Source organism: Flavobacterium sp. SLB02 (genome assembly GCF_009664855.1).
Lineage (GTDB): Bacteria > Bacteroidota > Bacteroidia > Flavobacteriales > Flavobacteriaceae > Flavobacterium.
In genome coordinates this window covers 3888069-3905261 of the sequence record NZ_CP045928.1, presented here as the reverse complement: position 1 = coordinate 3905261, position 17193 = coordinate 3888069, and the positions used below count along the sequence as shown (strand labels likewise).

22 protein-coding genes are annotated in these 17193 nt (G+C 32.0%); all 22 read right to left on the bottom strand.

Features of this window, described 5'->3' with window-relative positions; all coding sequences use genetic code 11:
- Window positions 1-11: 11 nt before the first annotated feature.
- Window positions 12-707: a DUF1963 domain-containing protein gene (locus GIY83_RS14310; RefSeq protein WP_208682008.1), complete on the bottom strand. Its 696-nt coding sequence runs from the start codon at window positions 705-707 to the stop codon at window positions 12-14.
- Window positions 708-851: 144 nt separating this feature from the next.
- A complete protein-coding gene (locus GIY83_RS14305) occupies window positions 852-1925 on the bottom strand; it encodes an alanine/ornithine racemase family PLP-dependent enzyme (protein ID WP_208682006.1) in 1074 nt (357 codons plus the stop codon).
- A gap of 36 nt (window positions 1926-1961) precedes the next feature.
- Entirely contained in the window at window positions 1962-2396 is a 435-nt protein-coding gene (locus tag GIY83_RS14300; protein ID WP_208682004.1) for a GNAT family N-acetyltransferase, read from the bottom strand.
- 588 nt (window positions 2397-2984) lie between these two features.
- Window positions 2985-3353, bottom strand: coding sequence for a nuclear transport factor 2 family protein (locus GIY83_RS14295; protein WP_208682002.1), 369 nt, complete (start codon window positions 3351-3353; stop codon window positions 2985-2987).
- 668 nt (window positions 3354-4021) lie between these two features.
- Window positions 4022-4708: a GNAT family N-acetyltransferase gene (locus GIY83_RS14290; protein ID WP_208682000.1), complete on the bottom strand. Its 687-nt coding sequence runs from the start codon at window positions 4706-4708 to the stop codon at window positions 4022-4024.
- 40 nt (window positions 4709-4748) lie between these two features.
- Window positions 4749-5621, bottom strand: coding sequence for an alpha/beta hydrolase (locus tag GIY83_RS14285; RefSeq protein WP_208681998.1), 873 nt, complete (start codon window positions 5619-5621; stop codon window positions 4749-4751).
- Between the two features lie 68 nt (window positions 5622-5689).
- Window positions 5690-6253, bottom strand: coding sequence for an HD domain-containing protein (locus GIY83_RS14280; protein WP_208681997.1), 564 nt, complete (start codon window positions 6251-6253; stop codon window positions 5690-5692).
- A gap of 176 nt (window positions 6254-6429) precedes the next feature.
- A complete protein-coding gene (locus tag GIY83_RS14275; RefSeq protein ID WP_208681996.1) occupies window positions 6430-7659 on the bottom strand; it encodes an autotransporter outer membrane beta-barrel domain-containing protein in 1230 nt (409 codons plus the stop codon).
- Between the two features lie 167 nt (window positions 7660-7826).
- On the bottom strand, window positions 7827-8324 hold the full coding sequence (locus GIY83_RS14270) for an SRPBCC domain-containing protein (protein WP_208681995.1): 498 nt from the start codon (window positions 8322-8324) through the stop codon (window positions 7827-7829).
- Window positions 8325-8374: 50 nt separating this feature from the next.
- Window positions 8375-8875, bottom strand: coding sequence for an SRPBCC domain-containing protein (locus GIY83_RS14265; RefSeq protein ID WP_208681994.1), 501 nt, complete (start codon window positions 8873-8875; stop codon window positions 8375-8377).
- Window positions 8865-9191: a helix-turn-helix transcriptional regulator gene (locus tag GIY83_RS14260; RefSeq protein ID WP_208681992.1), complete on the bottom strand. Its 327-nt coding sequence runs from the start codon at window positions 9189-9191 to the stop codon at window positions 8865-8867. The genes GIY83_RS14265 and GIY83_RS14260 overlap by 11 nt, the downstream gene beginning before the upstream one ends.
- A 217-nt stretch (window positions 9192-9408) precedes the next feature.
- Window positions 9409-10119: a M949_RS01915 family surface polysaccharide biosynthesis protein gene (locus GIY83_RS14255; RefSeq protein ID WP_208681991.1), complete on the bottom strand. Its 711-nt coding sequence runs from the start codon at window positions 10117-10119 to the stop codon at window positions 9409-9411.
- A gap of 23 nt (window positions 10120-10142) precedes the next feature.
- Entirely contained in the window at window positions 10143-10688 is a 546-nt protein-coding gene (locus GIY83_RS14250) for a hypothetical protein (RefSeq protein WP_208681989.1), read from the bottom strand.
- Between the two features lie 74 nt (window positions 10689-10762).
- The gene (locus GIY83_RS14245; RefSeq protein WP_208681986.1) at window positions 10763-11950 is read right to left on the bottom strand and encodes a hypothetical protein; all 1188 of its coding nucleotides are present in this window, start codon (window positions 11948-11950) and stop codon (window positions 10763-10765) included.
- 311 nt (window positions 11951-12261) lie between these two features.
- Window positions 12262-12651: a VOC family protein gene (locus GIY83_RS14240; RefSeq protein ID WP_208681984.1), complete on the bottom strand. Its 390-nt coding sequence runs from the start codon at window positions 12649-12651 to the stop codon at window positions 12262-12264.
- A 95-nt stretch (window positions 12652-12746) separates the two neighbouring features.
- The gene (locus GIY83_RS14235; RefSeq protein ID WP_208681981.1) at window positions 12747-13187 is read right to left on the bottom strand and encodes a hypothetical protein; all 441 of its coding nucleotides are present in this window, start codon (window positions 13185-13187) and stop codon (window positions 12747-12749) included.
- Window position 13188: 1 nt separating this feature from the next.
- A complete protein-coding gene (locus GIY83_RS14230; protein ID WP_208681979.1) occupies window positions 13189-13560 on the bottom strand; it encodes a DUF5071 domain-containing protein in 372 nt (123 codons plus the stop codon).
- 11 nt (window positions 13561-13571) lie between these two features.
- The gene (locus GIY83_RS14225) at window positions 13572-14060 is read right to left on the bottom strand and encodes a DUF2947 family protein (protein ID WP_208681977.1); all 489 of its coding nucleotides are present in this window, start codon (window positions 14058-14060) and stop codon (window positions 13572-13574) included.
- Window positions 14041-14760 carry a hypothetical protein gene (locus GIY83_RS14220; protein ID WP_208681976.1) on the bottom strand — a complete coding sequence of 240 codons (720 nt, stop codon included), beginning with the start codon at window positions 14758-14760 and terminating at the stop codon, window positions 14041-14043. The genes GIY83_RS14225 and GIY83_RS14220 overlap by 20 nt, the downstream gene beginning before the upstream one ends.
- A 103-nt stretch (window positions 14761-14863) precedes the next feature.
- Window positions 14864-15343, bottom strand: coding sequence for a DUF1572 family protein (locus GIY83_RS14215; RefSeq protein WP_208681973.1), 480 nt, complete (start codon window positions 15341-15343; stop codon window positions 14864-14866).
- Between the two features lie 109 nt (window positions 15344-15452).
- A complete protein-coding gene (locus tag GIY83_RS14210; protein ID WP_208681971.1) occupies window positions 15453-16451 on the bottom strand; it encodes a hypothetical protein in 999 nt (332 codons plus the stop codon).
- Window positions 16452-16524: 73 nt separating this feature from the next.
- Complete coding sequence (locus tag GIY83_RS14205) at window positions 16525-16887, bottom strand: hypothetical protein (RefSeq protein WP_208681969.1); 363 nt, start codon at window positions 16885-16887, stop codon at window positions 16525-16527.
- Window positions 16888-17193 lie beyond the last annotated feature (306 nt).

Below are 17193 nucleotides of genomic sequence, written 5' to 3'. Positions count from 1 at the left end.
CTTTATTTATTTTAATAAAAATCACAATAAAACACCCATTGTTTGGTCTTTCTATTTTTGGCTAAATAAATATTTCCGCTGTCTACAATATTTAAATTCGCTTTTTCATCAGAAGCAATTTGGAAAACAAATTCAAAATCTTCTCCAAAATCAATTCCGGATTGACAATATGTTGGATAACCGCCAATTTTGTGGCTATAATTGTTTTGGATAATATCGTAATAAGAATCAATAATTCCTGAGTCTTCAAGTTCATTGATTTTATCTGATATGTCATCTGGTATTTCAGGGTCTTCCCAAACCGGATAATCTTCTTCAATAAGTCTATTTGATAAAGGAAAAGGTTTTATAAATGAAGTATCATTTTTTAAATCCTTAACTGCAACATTATCTACGCTTTTATATTCACGTAAAACCCAATTATTTCCATTAGGAGTTAAGTCCATTGGGAATTTTTTAGAAATGAAAACGGTAATAATTTTAGTTTCTTCTAAAATTTCAGGGACAAAAGGCAATTGATTTAAGCATAATTGAAAAAGGGGAAGCATCAATTCACCATCATTATCTAAAGGTATCTCTTCATTTTCGTGATATAAATAGACTCTTCCAATCCAGCTTTCTGAAATTGAGTTTGTTGGTTTAAATCCAGCAGATACAAATTCGGTTGCTTTTTTTGCAAGGGTTAATTTTATTTGAGTTTCATCCATCATCTTCGTTTTTGTAAAGAGAAATTAATAATTATTTAAATAACAGTTTTAAATGTAATAAAAAACCGCAAACCCGCTCTTTTCTCGATTATAAATCTATGATTTGCAATGAAGATGATTTGCAATTAAAATGGTGATCTTCTTTTACTCGATATTTTTATCAATATAATTTGAATTCAGCAAGTACAAAGCGCCCATGTATTTAATATTAAAAGAGATTAAATCACCCACTTTATATTTTTGTGTTGAAGATGAAATGTCAATTACCAGCATATCAGAACTGGCATCTACGATTGTGATGTTCTCATCGACAGCTTCCAGATACTGCGGTTGCATGTCCAGTAATCCAACATCTAGAATAGCGCGTAATGAGGTTCCTCCAAAGTTCTCGATTTCTTGCATAGAAAAACTATTTCCAGCCACATTTTCACCTAGCTCTCCAGTTGGTACGTCCGGTTTTTTGGTTATCTCGATAATTTCAGCAAAAAGTTTAAAAACATCATTGTGCATACCTTTGATAGTTTCTCCGGTAAATAAATCCTTTCCAAAAAACAATGCTTCACCAATTCGAAAATGATTTACAGCCATTGGTCGGGCATTCTTTAAAAGTAAAGGTATAGCAACAGATGTCCCGCCAGAAACCCACGGAATTGTAATATTAAATTTAGCCTCAATAAGTTGTTTGTACAAACTCAATTGTATTAGCTTATCCTGGGTTGGCATCACGCCGCTAAGGCAATTTAAATTCGTACCAATTCCCCGAATTTCGATGTTGGGCATACTAATAATTTTTCCGTAAAATTCGATTAAATCTTCGCCCATAACACCTTCTCGCAAATCTCCCATTTCGATCATAATAATGATTTTATGCACTTTGTTTTGCTTTTGGGCTTCTTCTGAAAGGAGTTGAATCGTATAGAATTCAGTATTAAAACTTACATCAGCATATCTTACAATATTAGCGATACTTCGTTTAGCGGGCGGTTTTATATATACAGTCTGAATACTAGGATCGAGAGCTTTAATTTTCTTTAGATTACTAACTCTTGAATCATGTATTTCTTTAACTCCCAATGAGATAATCTCTTTTAAGTACAATTTGTTTCCACATAAAAGTTTGGAGACAACTCCCCATTGAATATTTTTAGATTCAAAAATTGAATCCAGGAAGTTGTAGTTTTCTTTTAATTTCTTTCTATATAATTTTATGAATGCCATTAGGCTTTATTTTTTATTGAATTAGTGAATTTGCGATTATCTTACTAAACGCATTTCGAGATATTTATTTGTAAAGCCCAGTTTTTCATATAATCCTTTCGCAGGATTGTCCGGTTCTACATGTAGTGCAATATTTCCTTCGACTACAGAAATTGCTTTTTCCATTAGTTTTTTTCCATAACCTTTTCCCCTTTCAGAATTGTCAACAGCAATATAAACCAGAATGTTTTCAGGAATATAATCCTTCATTCCGGTATTGTTTAAAACTACAGCTCCAACAATTTTATCGTTCTCCAGACCAATAACGATATTACCGCCCTTATCAGGATTCATGGCATAAGCAATAGCTTTTAGAATATCTTCTATTTCGTCTCCATACTCTTCTAAGTGGGTATGTAAAAAAGTGGCAATTATTTTTGATGTATAGGTTACGTCGTCTCCAGAAATTGGATTAATTAATTTAAATTCCATTTTTTAAATTTTAGATTATTTACGCTGATAGTAAATTTCAGCTATTAAAAAGATGCAAAATCAATTGCAGAAGATTTCCAGGATTAGAAATCGAAATTATCAACAGAAATTGATGATATTTTCGCAAGATAGGCATAAATACTGGTTTTATTGCAATGTTAGGCTACCTTTTAGCCTTTATGCTACCAAAATTTCATCATTTCTAGTTTGTAAAAATATCGAACAGTACGGTTTTGAAGTTTTTTTTCAATTAAAAGCATTAAAGAAACTGCTAATATTGAAGTGTGTAGCTACTTTAGATTTAAAGAGAGCCATTTTTTCCACAATCGCATCACACTCTTTAAATTTGTCAGTTCTGAATGCAGGAAGTAGCCTTGAGCCTAGCAAAAAAAACAGGTGGGCTATAATGGCGTTTTCTTGCTGGAAGAATTGCAAGGGTTTAAGGGTAAGGTTTCAGAGTCAGTGCATCAGCAGCCTTAAGAGGGTGGGTAAGTATTTCGCATGTTAAATTCTGTGAGAATCTCAGGGTCATAATCCAGTGCTTTTAGTGGAAAACTTGATGAATCTTTTCAGTTATTAAGATTAATTTTATTCAAATTTTAAACTGGCATTTCTGGACATTAAATACGAAGTTAACTTCTTTATTTTTCCTGTTTCCATTTCAAAAACATCACAAAAAACGGCATCCAGTATATTTCCGTTTTTCATATTACCTTGCACGGCACCTTCTGCAATGACAATATTATTTTGCTCTATCAATTTTATAATCTGAATGGTAGGACTTCCAACAAAATTATCATTCTCGATTTCTTTATCAAAAGCTTCCTTACCAACATGTTGGTAAATACCCGGCATTTCCCAAATGACATCCTCGGTGAGACAGGCAAGTATTCTTTGATGATCGCTTACTCTAAAAGCGTCCATGTATTCATTTACAGTTTGTTTGTTTAATGTCATGTCTAAAACTAATAAGAGTTAATAATTTATTCACTGACTTTTTTATACTCAAAAGTTCCTATTTCTGGGGTTGTAATCGCACGTTTATTAGAGTCAAAACAATCAACAGAAAATTTTACAGGCATTAAAATGGCCATAATGGTAAGTTCAGAATTGTCCTTAGATAGTTTTCATTTTGCTTTGTGAGATTCATCTCTGACCAAACTTTCAAAATCCCCATTTTCCCTGAAAACCTGGTAAAGCTGATCTGTTTTATAATATTGCTGAATATTTTTTTCTTTTCCTTTTTTAGTCCATTTTACCAATTGCCATTTCTATAAGTTGATTAGCGGTTTGAGCACTTACCGAGATTCCTAATTATACAGATAATGATATTTTTTTTCATCATTTTAAGTATTAACATTGAGATATAAAATTACTAATTAATCTGTTTTGCGCCTATTGATTCAGCGATTTTTCTATCTTAAATTACGGGATTATAAAGCGCTTTACCAACAAAAAAAAACTCTAATATTATTTATAGACCAGAATATTTAGTTGATGTTGTTTGAAATAAATTATAGGCCGTGATCTGAAAAAAAGTATCCATGCTGAATACCAGTAGATAAAAAAAGGAGTAGAAATCTATACAATCAATTTCAGCTCCTTTTTTTATTGAATTTATAGCTTTACTGATTCTTAGAAATATTCCAAAAACTCATTTTTCTTCTCGTTACAAAACCCAGTTTTTCATATAGGGCAATTGCTCCTATATTACTTTCCACTACATGTAAATACGGAGTTTTATTTTCGCTAAAAATGTTATTGACACAATGAGCAATTAATTGTTTTGCATAGCCTTTTCCCGTATGATCGGGATGGGTAATAATAGCACTGACCTCTGTAAAATCATTCATCTTCATGCGCTCGCCTGTTATAGCAACCAATTGCTTTTGTTTAAAAATTCCATAATAATTGCCTAATGAAGCAGTTTTGTTTTTAAAATATCCCGGTTGCACTAAGTTGACCAAATGCACCAATTGATCATTATTTTCTTGGGTAAGTTTTACAATGTCTTCAGTTATTGATACTTCTATTTTATTGTAAATAATCATTTGCAGGCAAACTAATTCTTTTACAATTTTTAGTGAATTAGCTATTTGAGGTTTTTCTCCAACAATAAAGAAATTTTCTGCTAATACTGCATATTGATCTGATGCATCTAAAGTGCTTTGGGAATTTATAAAACCTCCAAAAGGGCAATAATCGGGATTGTAAAATTTGGTTCCCTTATAATCTGTGACAAATCCTTTATGAATTTCTGAAAGTGAATTCCAAACCGGATTGTCTAATTTATTTTCCTGTATACTTTTCATTGTTGTAAATTTTGTCTTTCGATAAATCTTAAAATACTTTTTATTCTTTTTCTTTTATTGGATAAAAGAATTTGAAAGAATTTGAAACTGCCGGATGCAAAATAGTACCATGATTTTCGAGAGGGAAATAATCAAAATAAACTTTTATGTTTTTGCTTTTTGATGCCTTAATTTTTTCGGCTAGTAAATTAGCATCTACTTCCATCACTCTCGGGATTTCGGTAGGAGTAAGGCCTTCTTTACCAACAGCGATATAAATCGCAGTTTTTTGATTAAAACTCTCCTGAAAAATTGCACTGTCTAGCTTTAAAATAGAACCATTATTCCACCAAATGCTTGGGCTCACAATAACGTATTTATTAAAGAGCGTTGGTTTCTTTAATAAGATTTCGGTTTCTAATAATCCACCTAACGATTGCCCTATAATGGTTTTAGAATCATTTGTTTTGTATTTTTTATCGATAAAAGGCTGTAATTCTTTTTCGATAAAAGCAATAAATTTATCTGAATGTCCAGAAGTGGCAAAACGTTTTTGATCTTTTTCGATAGTGGTCGGGAAAGTAAAATCTCTTCTTCTGTCGACCGTTGCAATGCCCACCACAATTGATTTAGGCACCTGATTGATCCATTCAAAACTATTAAACTGAACCAAACCAGCAATATGAATAAAGTCTTCATCTGCTGAGCCGTCTAATAAATAAATTACAGGATACTTTGTCATATCTTCCGGTTTATAACCATCAGGCAGATAAATATTCAGGATTCTTTTTTCGCCCAGTTCTTTCGATTGTATTTCGTCTATAACACCTAATACAAAAGGTTTAATCGTATCTGCTGATTTAGATTTATTGGTTTGACTAAAGGAAATTGTTGAGGTAAAAAATAATAATGTAAAGGCAATAATTTTATTCATTTTGTGGTATTTTATATCCAGTATGATTTCTCATAATAGGTTTAAAGATTAAAATTTATCTTTTTTGTCTAGTTTTGGTTATGAGAGGTAACACAGTATTGTAAATAATCGGCAATTTTTTCCTGAAGTCTTTTTTCTAAAAAATCGTTACTGCCTTTTAAAGCATCAGCTATCTGAATCGCTTCTTTTTGGTATGCACTGATTTTTTCTATGCCCCAAAGTTGCGGTGGAGTTTGCAGGTTTGTTATTCTGTCCGCCAGTTTTACAGCCCAAACTTCTTTTGATAATTGTTTGATGCGATGTAAGCTGTCGGCCATTCTGTTTTCTTTTGGAATTTCGGCATTTTTTGTCAATGCTAAAACAGCCTGCGCAATTTCTGGACTAAACTCTTGAGAAAGTTCTTCAAATGAGGTATTGGTATCTTCTAAAATGTCGTGAAGTAATGCCACCTGAACAGCAAATTCAGCATTGAACTCTTTTGTGTTTTGTGAAGCAGTCAAAATTTCCATCGCTACATTGCTTAAATGAACAACGTAAGGTAAGTTCGTTCCCGGAATTAGTTGATTGATATCTGCGTGTCTTTTTGAAGCGAATTTTATTGCTTTTTGATAAAGCGTTTGTATGTTGGTCATATTATTTTTTCAAAGGGTAAATACTTTGCAGTTTGCGAGACTCGCAGTTGGATATAATATTTTCTGCTACACGAAAATACAAATTAAAATTTAATTTAATTTTGGGATCTGTTTTGCAATGATTGAAATTAAAAAAAAATCCCATTCTGTAAAGAATGGGACAATATAAAGCTTTTTTAAAAAAAGGAATATCCTAGTATCAGTGATGCTGTCGAGAATGAGGAATTTACAAAGATGTAATCTTTTACAATACTTCGGTCAATTATATATCTGAGCTCTATGCTGTACTTATCGTGAAGTTTTCCGCCAACTCCTAAAGCTAGAGTGCTACGGGATTTAACATCAAGAGAATTTATTGATGAGCCATCTTTTCGAAACAATTCAATTTTTGAATTTAAAGCAAAATCAACGAGATAAGATGCATTTATAAATATCTTAGAATCATTTTTAAGAAAAAAGTAATGTCTTAAACCTATTGGTAATTCAATTGACTTGTAATCAACTTTTGCTGTTACTTGTCCTCCTAGTAAAGAAGTAGTTTCTTTTGTTTTTTCGTTTTTATAGTATTGATAAGTCGGTTCTACGATTAATGCCCATTTATTTCTGTTAAATGGAAAAATAAACTCTGCTTCAAGACCAACACCTATATTTGATTTAGAATCAAATTTCACGTTATAAAAGTCTACATTAGAACTACTCATTGATAATAAGCTGCTATTTAATCGGGGTCTCACAGTTAAGTTAAACAAATCTTTTTTTTCTTTTTTTTCAAATTCGGTAAAATTCGTATCACTGCATTTATTGTATTTTACAAATAATTTTAAAAGGCCTCGGCGATCGTAGTTCAAATTTTCATATTCTCTTTGAAGTATATTGTCACATTTCAGATCGATAAAAAGTTGTTCTCTGAAATAATTATTCTTAGCAACAGAAGAATTTTCGTTTACTAAGTAAGGTTTGTACACCAACTGTTTTATTTCGCTGCCATTAACTTTATAAAAGAAACGAGTTAAGCTTCCTTCGTCATACAAATACAGAGATGCTTTTCCTTCAATAAGTACTTTTAGCAATAAAGTTTCTTCCTTGAAAATCGGATTTTTTTCTGTACTCATTTCTTCTATAAATTTTGAAGATCGGTCGATTTTTACTGAAGTTCTAAGATATTTGCTTTCTCCGGCAATGGCAAATTCTTTTATAGCTTTAAGGTCTGCTGTAATGATATCGTCACTTCCTGGTAGCTTATATCTAAAATTAAGAGGTGTGTTTTTCCAGTCTAAATTTTCAATTAGACAGTCAGTCTTTTTATTAGTTGGATCTATGAAGTATCCGTTTTCGAAAACTACTTGCGAATAACAATTAATACTAAGAAAAAGGGTAAGAACAAGGAGTAAAATTGGTTTTTTCATTAAAAATTTGGGTTTGTTTTTATATTTTAAAGCCCAAATATAATGGCTAAAAATTGGTTTTCATTACGGGAAACCGTAAAAGTTTCTTTTTAATTGTGTCTCAAAAAAAAATGCGTAAATTATAGAATCTTACGCATCTTTTTCGATCTTCACTAGGCGAATTTATTTTATTTCGAAGCAAAAACTTTGTCCAGACCTTCCAGAGCAATGGTAAAACCTTCTTTGAATCCCATTTCGATCATCTTCTCTAAATCGGATAGGTTTTCGTGTTTAATGGCGATGTCTGCAAAAGTACTATCGCCTTGTTCTGAAAAATTGACATCCCAGTCAGAACGCGGAAAATCATTGTTTAAATTCCCTTCGCTATCGCAAAAAGCGTCCAGATATTTAAAATTAGTCTTTGGAGTTATCGACGTAAAATCAGCCAAAGCCCAATGTTCTTCGCCTTGAGGACCAACCATCGCGTAGAGTCTTTGACCTCCTGTTTTAAATTCCATATGTTTTGTTTTAGATTTCCATGGAGCGGGAGCCCACCATTGATCTAAAATTTCAGCTTCTGTCCAGGCCGACCAAACATTGGCAAGTGATGCATTGAACTCACGTTTTACATTTACCGTACTGGTTTTTTTGTTTACAGTAAAATTCATTAATAAGTTAGATTTCATTTTCTTAAGATTTTAAATTCATTACTATTTTACTTGTCTTATTGCACTGTTTATTTTTTTGCTTCAAGGATTTTATCCAAACTTTCCATAGTGCTTGTAAATCCTTCTTTAAAGCCCATTTCTATTATTTTTTCTAAATCAGATAAGCTATCGCGTTTGATTTCAATATCAACAATTACTGAATCTCCTTGTTCGGAGAAATTGACACTCCAGTAAGAACTCCCAAAAATTGAATCCGGGTTACCTTCAGAATCGCAAAAAGTAGAAGAATATTTAAAATTGGTCTTCGGAGAAATCGAGGTATAATCAAGAATACCCCATCGTTCCTGATTTTCAGGCCCAACCATGGCGTACAATCTATGTCCGCCTTCTGTAAAATCCATACGTTTTGTTTTAGAGGTGAATGGAGCAGGAGCCCACCATTGATCTAAAATTTCAGTTTCTGTCCAGGCCGACCAAACATTAGCAAGCGATGCATTGAACTCACGTTTTATATTTACCGTGATGGTTTCTTTATTCACGGAAAAATTCATTAAAAGATTAGATTTCATTTTCTTTAGATTTTAGATTCATTAATACCTGATCAAGCTGACTGAAACGGTTTTCCCAGATTTCTTTAAATTGCGCTAACCATTTGTCGACTTCTTTCATTTTGTCTATTTTGAGTTGATAATAGATCTCCCGACCTATTTTTTTTTCTGCTAATAAGTCGCATTCATTAAGAATTTTGATGTGTTTAGAAACGGCTTGTCTTGTCGTATTAAATTGCTCTGCAATAGCGTTGGGTGTTAATGCATTTGTAGCAACCAGTACTAAAATAGCCCTGCGGGTTGGGTCAGCAATAGCCTGAAATATATCTCGTTTCATTTTTAACGTATTTTTAATTAGCAACCAATCAGTTGCAAATATACATAATGTATTGGTTTTGAGTAATATTTTTTTGTCATTTTTTTGAAATAGATTTATTTAAACAAAAAAAAGACGCACTGTAGTACGTCTTTAATGGTATTGAAATGTAGAATAATGGAATGAAAAAGTGAATAACGATGCAGGATTTTGCGTGCCAGAATTGACTCGATATATTTTAGTTATCCCATTTTTCCATGAGATTTTCTTTCCACAAATTTTGAGCATATTCTTTGAATACTTTCGGGCCATTTTTAAAGTTGGCGTCCAATTTAAATTCACCGCCAATAAAAGATGCTTTATCGTTTACATCACTTCCTACCTGAACCTTATTTTCTCCGCGCATGGCATATTTACTATTTCCTTCGTACATTATTATTTTCATATTAGAAGGACTCACATCCCCATGGCAAACAGTTTTATACATAAGCCATACTTCGGCAATTCCGTTTTTATTTAAGTCGGTGATTTTAAAAGTATTTTTGACAAAAGAAGCAGTAATATCAACAGGACAATCGGCAATAAAATCCTTCACTCTCCAGGTTTGGGTGGCTTCATTATTTGATAGTATAAAATGATAAGCATATAATTCAGCATCACTACTATCCTCAAATTCATGTTTCAGTTTTTCATTTCTGTAGATTCCGGTTTCACTTGTAATGACAATATTTTCTCCGAATTTATCTTTCCAGCGAACAGCATTTTTTATAAAACCTTCGTATTTTATAGAAGCTGGAAACTGAGTCGAGTCAATTTTATTTACGACCAAAGGATATTCTTTAAATTCTGTTAATGCTGAGGTTTCAGATTCTTTTATGGAGTCTTTTTTATCTGATTTACAGCTCGAAAAAGTAACAAGTAACAGGCATAAAACGGCAATATTCTTCATAGAAAAGTTTTTAAAAAGGTGATTTATTCCTGCTGAATCCATTCGTATTTTCCATCTTTCAGATAAATTACTCCGCCGCCACAGCTTTCTTCTGCATGAATGTATATTCCGTCATTGAGGAGTTTTATTTTGTCTTCTTCCTTGATTTCTTCGTCGGCCATTATTTCGCCATCATCATTTACATTGTTCCAGTAAAGTTCATTTTTAGGGGCTTTTTCGAATATTCCTACCCAATCAATTTCATCAAAACCCTGCTTTAAAACATTATTTCCTAAACCTAAATAATCCGTTTTATTTCCGTTGCCAAATGTTATTCTCAAACCGCTTTTTCCGCTTTTTGTGCTTCGTACAATCTCTACAGTTTCATTGATATTATCTCCGTCAAGATCACAGACAATTTTGTTTACCTTATGTTTTGTCGAAATAACAATTGTGTCAGCCTTGTTTTTGTCTTCGATTGGTTTTTGTATGCTGTCGGTTTTTACCGTTTTTATTTCAGTTTGTTGTTTGTCTTCTTTTTTGCAAGAGATAAAAAGGAGTGTAGTAATTATTAGAATGCTAAATTTCATAGATCACTTTTTGAAATGAATAAGGCTAGTAGATCTTTTTAAGATCAAGGCTGAATTACTAAGATATAAAGTAATTATCCCCTAAATTTATTGCTGACAATAATATTTTTAACCCTCGCTTTTAAATCCTCTCCGGTATCAAAAACCATTTGCTCATTATTTGGGAAAGGCACAGCGCGCTTATTAAAATACGACATATAATTGTCCTCACAAGCACTCCTGTCGCCTTTGTAGGTAGAATAAATATTCTCAAAAATAAATTCGCTCGCTACTGGAAAAGATTGCAATAACTGATTCGTTTTTACATCAATATAATCGATTTGCGCCGTAACCTGACAAGACTTAAATTGCCTGAACTCGTAAACATTCGCGCGAAGCATTCTGTAGTTATCCACTTTTATTTCCTTACCCAAACTATCTTTTACAGGTCTTCCACGACTGTCTAAAAGCGTTTTTACACCATCTTTAACCTGTCTTTCTTTAATGAATTCTTTCTCCTTAATTTGTTCCGGCGAAATATTAATTTGTCTAAAATTGATTACAAGACTGTAATCGTAGGTAACATTTTTTTGTCTCAGGTTATGGTAAACCGTCCATTTGTCATTTAATCCGTAGGTTTTAAAATCCAGCAAATCATCCTGAAGTTGTTTCGGGATCACCATATTGGTTTCGTTTTTGGCATAAACATCCACAAAATCAGTTCCTTTAAACTGTGCATCTTCCATCAGTTTTTTTGTGTTTTTATATCCCGGACTAAGGCTTTCCAAATACGCAAAATCATCATATGCTTTTCTTAAATCCAGTTTGTTTTTCGATTTTAAGAGAGCCGAAGCGCTTTCATACAAATATTTTGTAAGCGCAATTTTACTGCTCACAATCTGGTTGGAGTAATTATCAAAAGCAAACGAAGCATTTTTTCCCTGCTTTAACAACGGCAACGGCAATAAAGGCCTGATTTTTTCCTGACGGTTATTCAATTGCAAATACGTATTGTAAACGCGCTCTGCATTTGTTGGCGTAGCTTCTTTAATCATCAAATCAAGATCGCGCAGGTCCCTGTCCTTTGCTTTTGCAAAAGCCTCTTCAAGCAAAAACACATAATCTTGTTTTCCTTTCGAATCTTTTTTGGTTCGCAATGCCTCTACGGCGCGGTCTATTGCAGCATCATAATTTCCATCGCTTAGTAAGGATTGAGTGGTTTTTACACCGCATGAGAAAAGTGCTAAAAATAATATAGAAAGCAGTAAAGTAATTTTTTTCATCCTAAAAGACCAATTGATTTTAAAGGTGTAAATATATCAGTTTTTAGATGAATTCAGATAATGTAAATTTTAAATTTCAGGAGCAGAAATTTCAGTTTCCATAAGACCCTTCGTCCCGCTTTCGCCTTTATCTCTTCTCTCGATAGCCATCGGGATACTAGGATACAGGCTCAAACGAAGTTCACTGAACACAAGTTTAAAAATATAGTTTAGTGAAGTAATCGGGGCTCAGGTTAGAAATTTAGTATTTTATAAGAAGTTGGATAGTAGAGACGCACAGCAGTGCGTCTAACGTTAAGCAATATAATATTTTATTCAGGCCAATACAAAACATTGAATTTGTGACCATCAGGATCAGCAAATCCAAAGAAATAACCTTTTTCAAAGCTTTGCGGTTCTGCAAAAATTCTTCCTCCTGCATTTTTAACGGCAAGTAACCATTGATGTACTTCATCTACACTTTCAGCCGAGAGAGAAAATATGATTTCATTTCCCAGTTTTAAATCAGATGCTTCATCGCCAACTGCCCACTTAAATCTTTCTTTTGTAAAAAAATGAATGATAAAATCGTCTTGTCCAAACGTAAAACTTGTCAGTAATTCATTGGTACCATTGGGTTTAAAACCTAATTCGCTATAAAATTTGGTAGTTCTTGCCAAATCTTCTACGCCCAAATTGGCCCATATTTTTTTAGTTCTCATACTATTTACTTTAAAAAATTAATATAACCATTAAAATAATCTAATAGTAAATTTATGATTTTAAAAAGCATCTATCGTAAAATGGAGTCCTTATTTTAAAAGGGATTAAATTCCATATTATGTTTACGTAAATAATAGATACCCAGACTTAGGAAAAACAAACCAACAAAAAACAATAAATGTTTTACCATAAAATCTTTATTAGGCAAATAATACTCCGTTTCAGGTTTCGCAGGATTGTAGCACACAGGAGTGGTTTCGTACATAGTGCAGATCGAATTACTTTTCCCTTTTATACTGATCTGATTGTTTGAGCTGTCGTAAAATATAAACAACGGTATTTTAAGAGGTGCTTGATCTTCTTCCAAAGACTTTTCATCGCTAAAAACTATAACCTTTGCGATTGTTTTTATTCCGATTTTTTGAATTCTTCGTTGTTTGATAAATACCCGAATCCCCATCACCATTAGACTCAAGCCAATACCAATCAGTAAAAGATCCCACAATGAATCCCAGATCAACGATATAGTTTCCAAATTAATTATTGTTTATTTCGTTTGCAATCTCATTAACTCCATCATCTATTTCATCCTGCGTTGGATTTTCGGCAATTCTATTAATTTCCTTGAGAACCAATGTGTTTTTGATATTTTTTCCAAAAGCCATAAGAATACAATACTTCCACATTTCATCTTTGCTTTTCAATATTTTGACTATTTCCGGAGCAATTTTTTCAGAAAACGGAAGTAAAAATTCGGCAATGGGCTGACTAATTGGCCAGTTTATATCCTGCAGCCATTCTAATAAATCCGGAACTATGGGTTGGATATCATCAAAAGAATGTTGTTTTAGTTTTTCGACAGTTTCAAGATCAAATTTGTCTTTTGGTATCAAGTTTTTAATATCCATATAAGGTTCATTTATAAACGATCAGCAATAGATAAGTTTCCGTTTGTACTTAAAATAATGGCTTTTCTGCTTTTAGGATTGATAATAATATTGGCTTCATCTTCATATAAAAACGAAATCCAGTATTTGCAAATCAAAGCCCATTTAGATTCTATTCCCGAAGTTTTGTTCCAAAAAAATATAACCGAATCATCATCTTTCCAGTCCAAAAGATTTTTTACATTTTCATTGAATGCTTCAGGACTAGAGTCGTTCCAGTCTTTTAGCCAGTTGTATTCTTTCTTGATTTCATTTTTTACTTTCGATTCTTCAGGATTATTTACAAGCATCAAATGTCTTTTATTTTCTGACACGTATTCATGCCAAAGCGCAGCGCAATAATCATCTGTTAGAGCCTTTATTTCAGGTTTATCAATATTGGTTAATTTAGGATCACAATATTCATTTTCAAAATAATAGAATTTTTCCAGAGCTTCATATTTATTTATATTCTTTTCCATTAAAAATTAATTTTGATGTCGCTTTTTTAGTGGTTTCCTTCGAGACACAATCATCAATTGTAGGAGTACTGATGCTTTTTACAATTGTGGTCTTCACTATGATATTGTTGTAATTGTTGGTTTGCACTTTATCTATATCAAAAGTCGAATTACGATCTTCAAATTCTCCTGCGCAATTGGTATCCCATTCTCCTGCGGATCGAGAAATAGAATAATTGTTAAGCACCGGCTTCAAAGAATTTTTATCTATGATGTATAATGATAATTTGGTTTCACCAAAAGGATTCGGCCTGCTGCTGCCGTTATAAGATACCCTGACTCCAAAGGCTCTCGTAGTGGTGTTAAGATGATACAATCCGGTATCAATCCAAATGCTGCTTAGCATTAATGCATCAGATGTCCATGCATTGGGTTCAATAAATTTGCAGATTATTTTTCCTGTCGTATTATCGATGACCACTACATAAGCGTCTAAAACAAAGTAATCATGACCTTCATTATCTTTCTCGTTAATATCATATTTAGGAATAACCATAACACTTTTACTCTTATCATAGGGTAAGACTTTTTGAGTAAAAAGTTCCTGATGTACTTCGCTTTTTTTGATCTTAAGCTGTTTTAAAACAGTATTTAAATGATCTGTATTTTGAGAAAATGAAAATTGAAAGCAAAGGATTAAGGCCAATAGATATTTTTTCATTAGAATTTCCTTTAAAACTTGTTAAGGATAAAATTTATATTGTCTGTCAATTCTATTCTCGGGTTTTCAAAAAATAAGTAGAGACAAGTAAAAATACCCATTTTTAACATTTAGTGTATTCGGTTATCATTTTTTTAATCAGGACAATTTGACCTAAATGGTAGTAACTATGTTCGATCATAGCTTCGATATTTCTTTTGTACGTTCCGTACTTTTCATCAACAAAAACCTGATTTAGTTTTTCATCCGGCATTTGTTCTACGAAAGAGGCAAATTCTTCGGCTGCAGTCCAGAATTTCGATAAAAAAGCCTGCCATTCTTCCTGCGAATTAACAGAAGGAAAGTCGAAGCTGAATTTGTCTTTTATATCTAATGATCCGCCTTTGAAAACATTATTTATTCCATCGATGTAATAATGGATATGCTGCGCCAAAAGCAAAATGGAATTCAGGTTTTTTATTGGAGTAATTGCAATTTTCCAGTCTAAATTTTCAAGCTGATCTTTATAATTAGTATTAGCAATCCAGGTTCCGTTTATAATAGTTTCTCTAAAACGATTGGCAATTTCTGAAGTGTTTTTCATCTTTAAAATTTTTAGAAATTAAATTTAATGAAAATTATACTTACTAATTCATCTCTTTTTTTGATGCTTATGAAGTCTCCACGTTTATAGATGCTCGAAAATATGGGAATCATTTTTTCAAATAAATACAAATTCCAGCAATGGTTAGCGCTACTCCAAAAATCCCAAAAAATCCAATTCCCCAGTAATCATTTTGTCGATTTGTCTTATTATAGTCAGACAAGGATAAATATTTAAAAGTCTTGTTTTCGACTTCAACTACATCAATTTTTTCATAATAAAAGTATTCGTCTAAAACTGATATTGGAATCTTTTTACTTATTTTCTTTTCATATTGCTCTTTTTCGATCGTAAGATAAATGAGATCGCCTTTTTTAAAATCGCTCATTAAATCTTCATAATATGTTTCTTTTAATGCCAGGCTTCCAATTTTGAATTTGAAATCACTAAGGTTTTCAAGTCTAAAAACCAGAGAGGTAGATTTCTTACTACGTTCTAGTTTTATATCGTCTGCTAATTTTTCTTTTATTACATATATATCGTTTGTAGTAAGACTAGTGTCTTTGTAAAATTGGCAAGCAATATAAATAAAGAGACAGCCTATGAGGAAAAAAACAACAGCGTATTTTAGATTTTCTTTTTTGTTTAATTGCTCTTTTAATACGTTGTTTTTAGGTTTGTTTCTAATTATTTCTGCTTGTACTTCATAGAAATTAGCATAATCATAACTGCTTAATTTTACTATTTCTTTATTGTTCAAAGTGAGATACAATTCTTCATAATTACCATATTTACTTTCTTTTTCTAAGGTAATCCAGCTTTCTATTTCGCTCAAAAACAAAGTTCGTTTTAATAAACCAAAATAACGATGCAATTCTATTTTGTCAGCATAGACATAAATTCCGGGTAAAGAAATGATATAGTAAAAAACGAATAATGCAAAAAGGATAAAGCAAATTCCGGGAATTAAATTCGCAAATGTATTAGCATATTTGGCATTGTATTTAGAAAATGAAAGAAGACTTAAATAGCAAAAAAAAACAATTCCAAAAACGTAAAGAATTCTATTGGAAGTTTTAAATTTTGAAGCCGCTTTTAGTCTTGACATACAGGTTAGTTCTTGCCGTTTTTTACAGCAATTAAAAAAGTAAAAGGATAACATTCATTAAAGAGAATGTATTTTATGATTTTCTACTTTTTACCTGATAAACAATTTCCCAAAGTAATATAGATAAAATAGCATTTGTAAATATTGCTGTTTTAACCAGGTAAGGATCGTATTTGGCTAACAAATGCAAATTGGCAAATTGCACAGCTAAAAACAACGATGCCGCTGCAATTACGATAGAACAAATTATATTTAGTAAAGGTGTCCACTTGAGAGCGAAGAAAGTGTAAATGATATTTAAAACAGCAAAACCACAGCCTAAAGTGATGTAAGGATCTGTTTTTAATAATTCTCCCAAAGACAACAATGATGAAGTTGTAGAAAGATATAGAAAAAATAGGATAGAATAAATTAGGATTCGGATTTGTGCTTTCATTTGAAATTTATTTTGCTTTGGCGAAATTACGAATTAAAAATGAAGCTGTAATTAGGATAGATTTAAAAAACGGTTTTTTAATAATCTTCAAAAGTTTTTTTTTCGTCCCAATTTTCCTTACTTAAAAATTTCCCGTAAGAATCATAATGTTTTATTATTGCTTTTTCTGAGTCTGTGTTATATCGAAATATCCATATTTCGTTTTTTATAATCTTTATACGTCGAAATTTTCTAGTGTCGCAAGCATCGAGAGAGCAAATATGAATGGAACGCGTCTTTACTATTAATTTTCGATCTGTAGTAATT

Excerpts from the sequence above, each read along its gene's own strand:
- GIY83_RS14310 (WP_208682008.1), bottom strand. The coding sequence starts at position 707 with ATGGATGAAACTCAAATAAAATTAACCCTTGCAAAAAAAGCAACCGAA.
- GIY83_RS14305 (WP_208682006.1), bottom strand. The coding sequence starts at position 1,925 with ATGGCATTCATAAAATTATATAGAAAGAAATTAAAAGAAAACTACAAC.
- GIY83_RS14300 (WP_208682004.1), bottom strand. The coding sequence starts at position 2,396 with ATGGAATTTAAATTAATTAATCCAATTTCTGGAGACGACGTAACCTAT.
- GIY83_RS14295 (WP_208682002.1), bottom strand. The coding sequence starts at position 3,353 with ATGACATTAAACAAACAAACTGTAAATGAATACATGGACGCTTTTAGA.
- GIY83_RS14290 (WP_208682000.1), bottom strand. The coding sequence starts at position 4,708 with ATGAAAAGTATACAGGAAAATAAATTAGACAATCCGGTTTGGAATTCA.
- GIY83_RS14285 (WP_208681998.1), bottom strand. The coding sequence starts at position 5,621 with ATGAATAAAATTATTGCCTTTACATTATTATTTTTTACCTCAACAATT.
- GIY83_RS14280 (WP_208681997.1), bottom strand. The coding sequence starts at position 6,253 with ATGACCAACATACAAACGCTTTATCAAAAAGCAATAAAATTCGCTTCA.
- GIY83_RS14275 (WP_208681996.1), bottom strand. The coding sequence starts at position 7,659 with ATGAAAAAACCAATTTTACTCCTTGTTCTTACCCTTTTTCTTAGTATT.
- GIY83_RS14270 (WP_208681995.1), bottom strand. The coding sequence starts at position 8,324 with ATGAAATCTAACTTATTAATGAATTTTACTGTAAACAAAAAAACCAGT.
- GIY83_RS14265 (WP_208681994.1), bottom strand. The coding sequence starts at position 8,875 with ATGAAATCTAATCTTTTAATGAATTTTTCCGTGAATAAAGAAACCATC.
- GIY83_RS14260 (WP_208681992.1), bottom strand. The coding sequence starts at position 9,191 with ATGAAACGAGATATATTTCAGGCTATTGCTGACCCAACCCGCAGGGCT.
- GIY83_RS14255 (WP_208681991.1), bottom strand. The coding sequence starts at position 10,119 with ATGAAGAATATTGCCGTTTTATGCCTGTTACTTGTTACTTTTTCGAGC.
- GIY83_RS14250 (WP_208681989.1), bottom strand. The coding sequence starts at position 10,688 with ATGAAATTTAGCATTCTAATAATTACTACACTCCTTTTTATCTCTTGC.
- GIY83_RS14245 (WP_208681986.1), bottom strand. The coding sequence starts at position 11,950 with ATGAAAAAAATTACTTTACTGCTTTCTATATTATTTTTAGCACTTTTC.
- GIY83_RS14240 (WP_208681984.1), bottom strand. The coding sequence starts at position 12,651 with ATGAGAACTAAAAAAATATGGGCCAATTTGGGCGTAGAAGATTTGGCA.
- GIY83_RS14230 (WP_208681979.1), bottom strand. The coding sequence starts at position 13,560 with ATGGATATTAAAAACTTGATACCAAAAGACAAATTTGATCTTGAAACT.
- GIY83_RS14225 (WP_208681977.1), bottom strand. The coding sequence starts at position 14,060 with ATGGAAAAGAATATAAATAAATATGAAGCTCTGGAAAAATTCTATTAT.
- GIY83_RS14220 (WP_208681976.1), bottom strand. The coding sequence starts at position 14,760 with ATGAAAAAATATCTATTGGCCTTAATCCTTTGCTTTCAATTTTCATTT.
- GIY83_RS14215 (WP_208681973.1), bottom strand. The coding sequence starts at position 15,343 with ATGAAAAACACTTCAGAAATTGCCAATCGTTTTAGAGAAACTATTATA.
- GIY83_RS14210 (WP_208681971.1), bottom strand. The coding sequence starts at position 16,451 with ATGTCAAGACTAAAAGCGGCTTCAAAATTTAAAACTTCCAATAGAATT.
- GIY83_RS14205 (WP_208681969.1), bottom strand. The coding sequence starts at position 16,887 with ATGAAAGCACAAATCCGAATCCTAATTTATTCTATCCTATTTTTTCTA.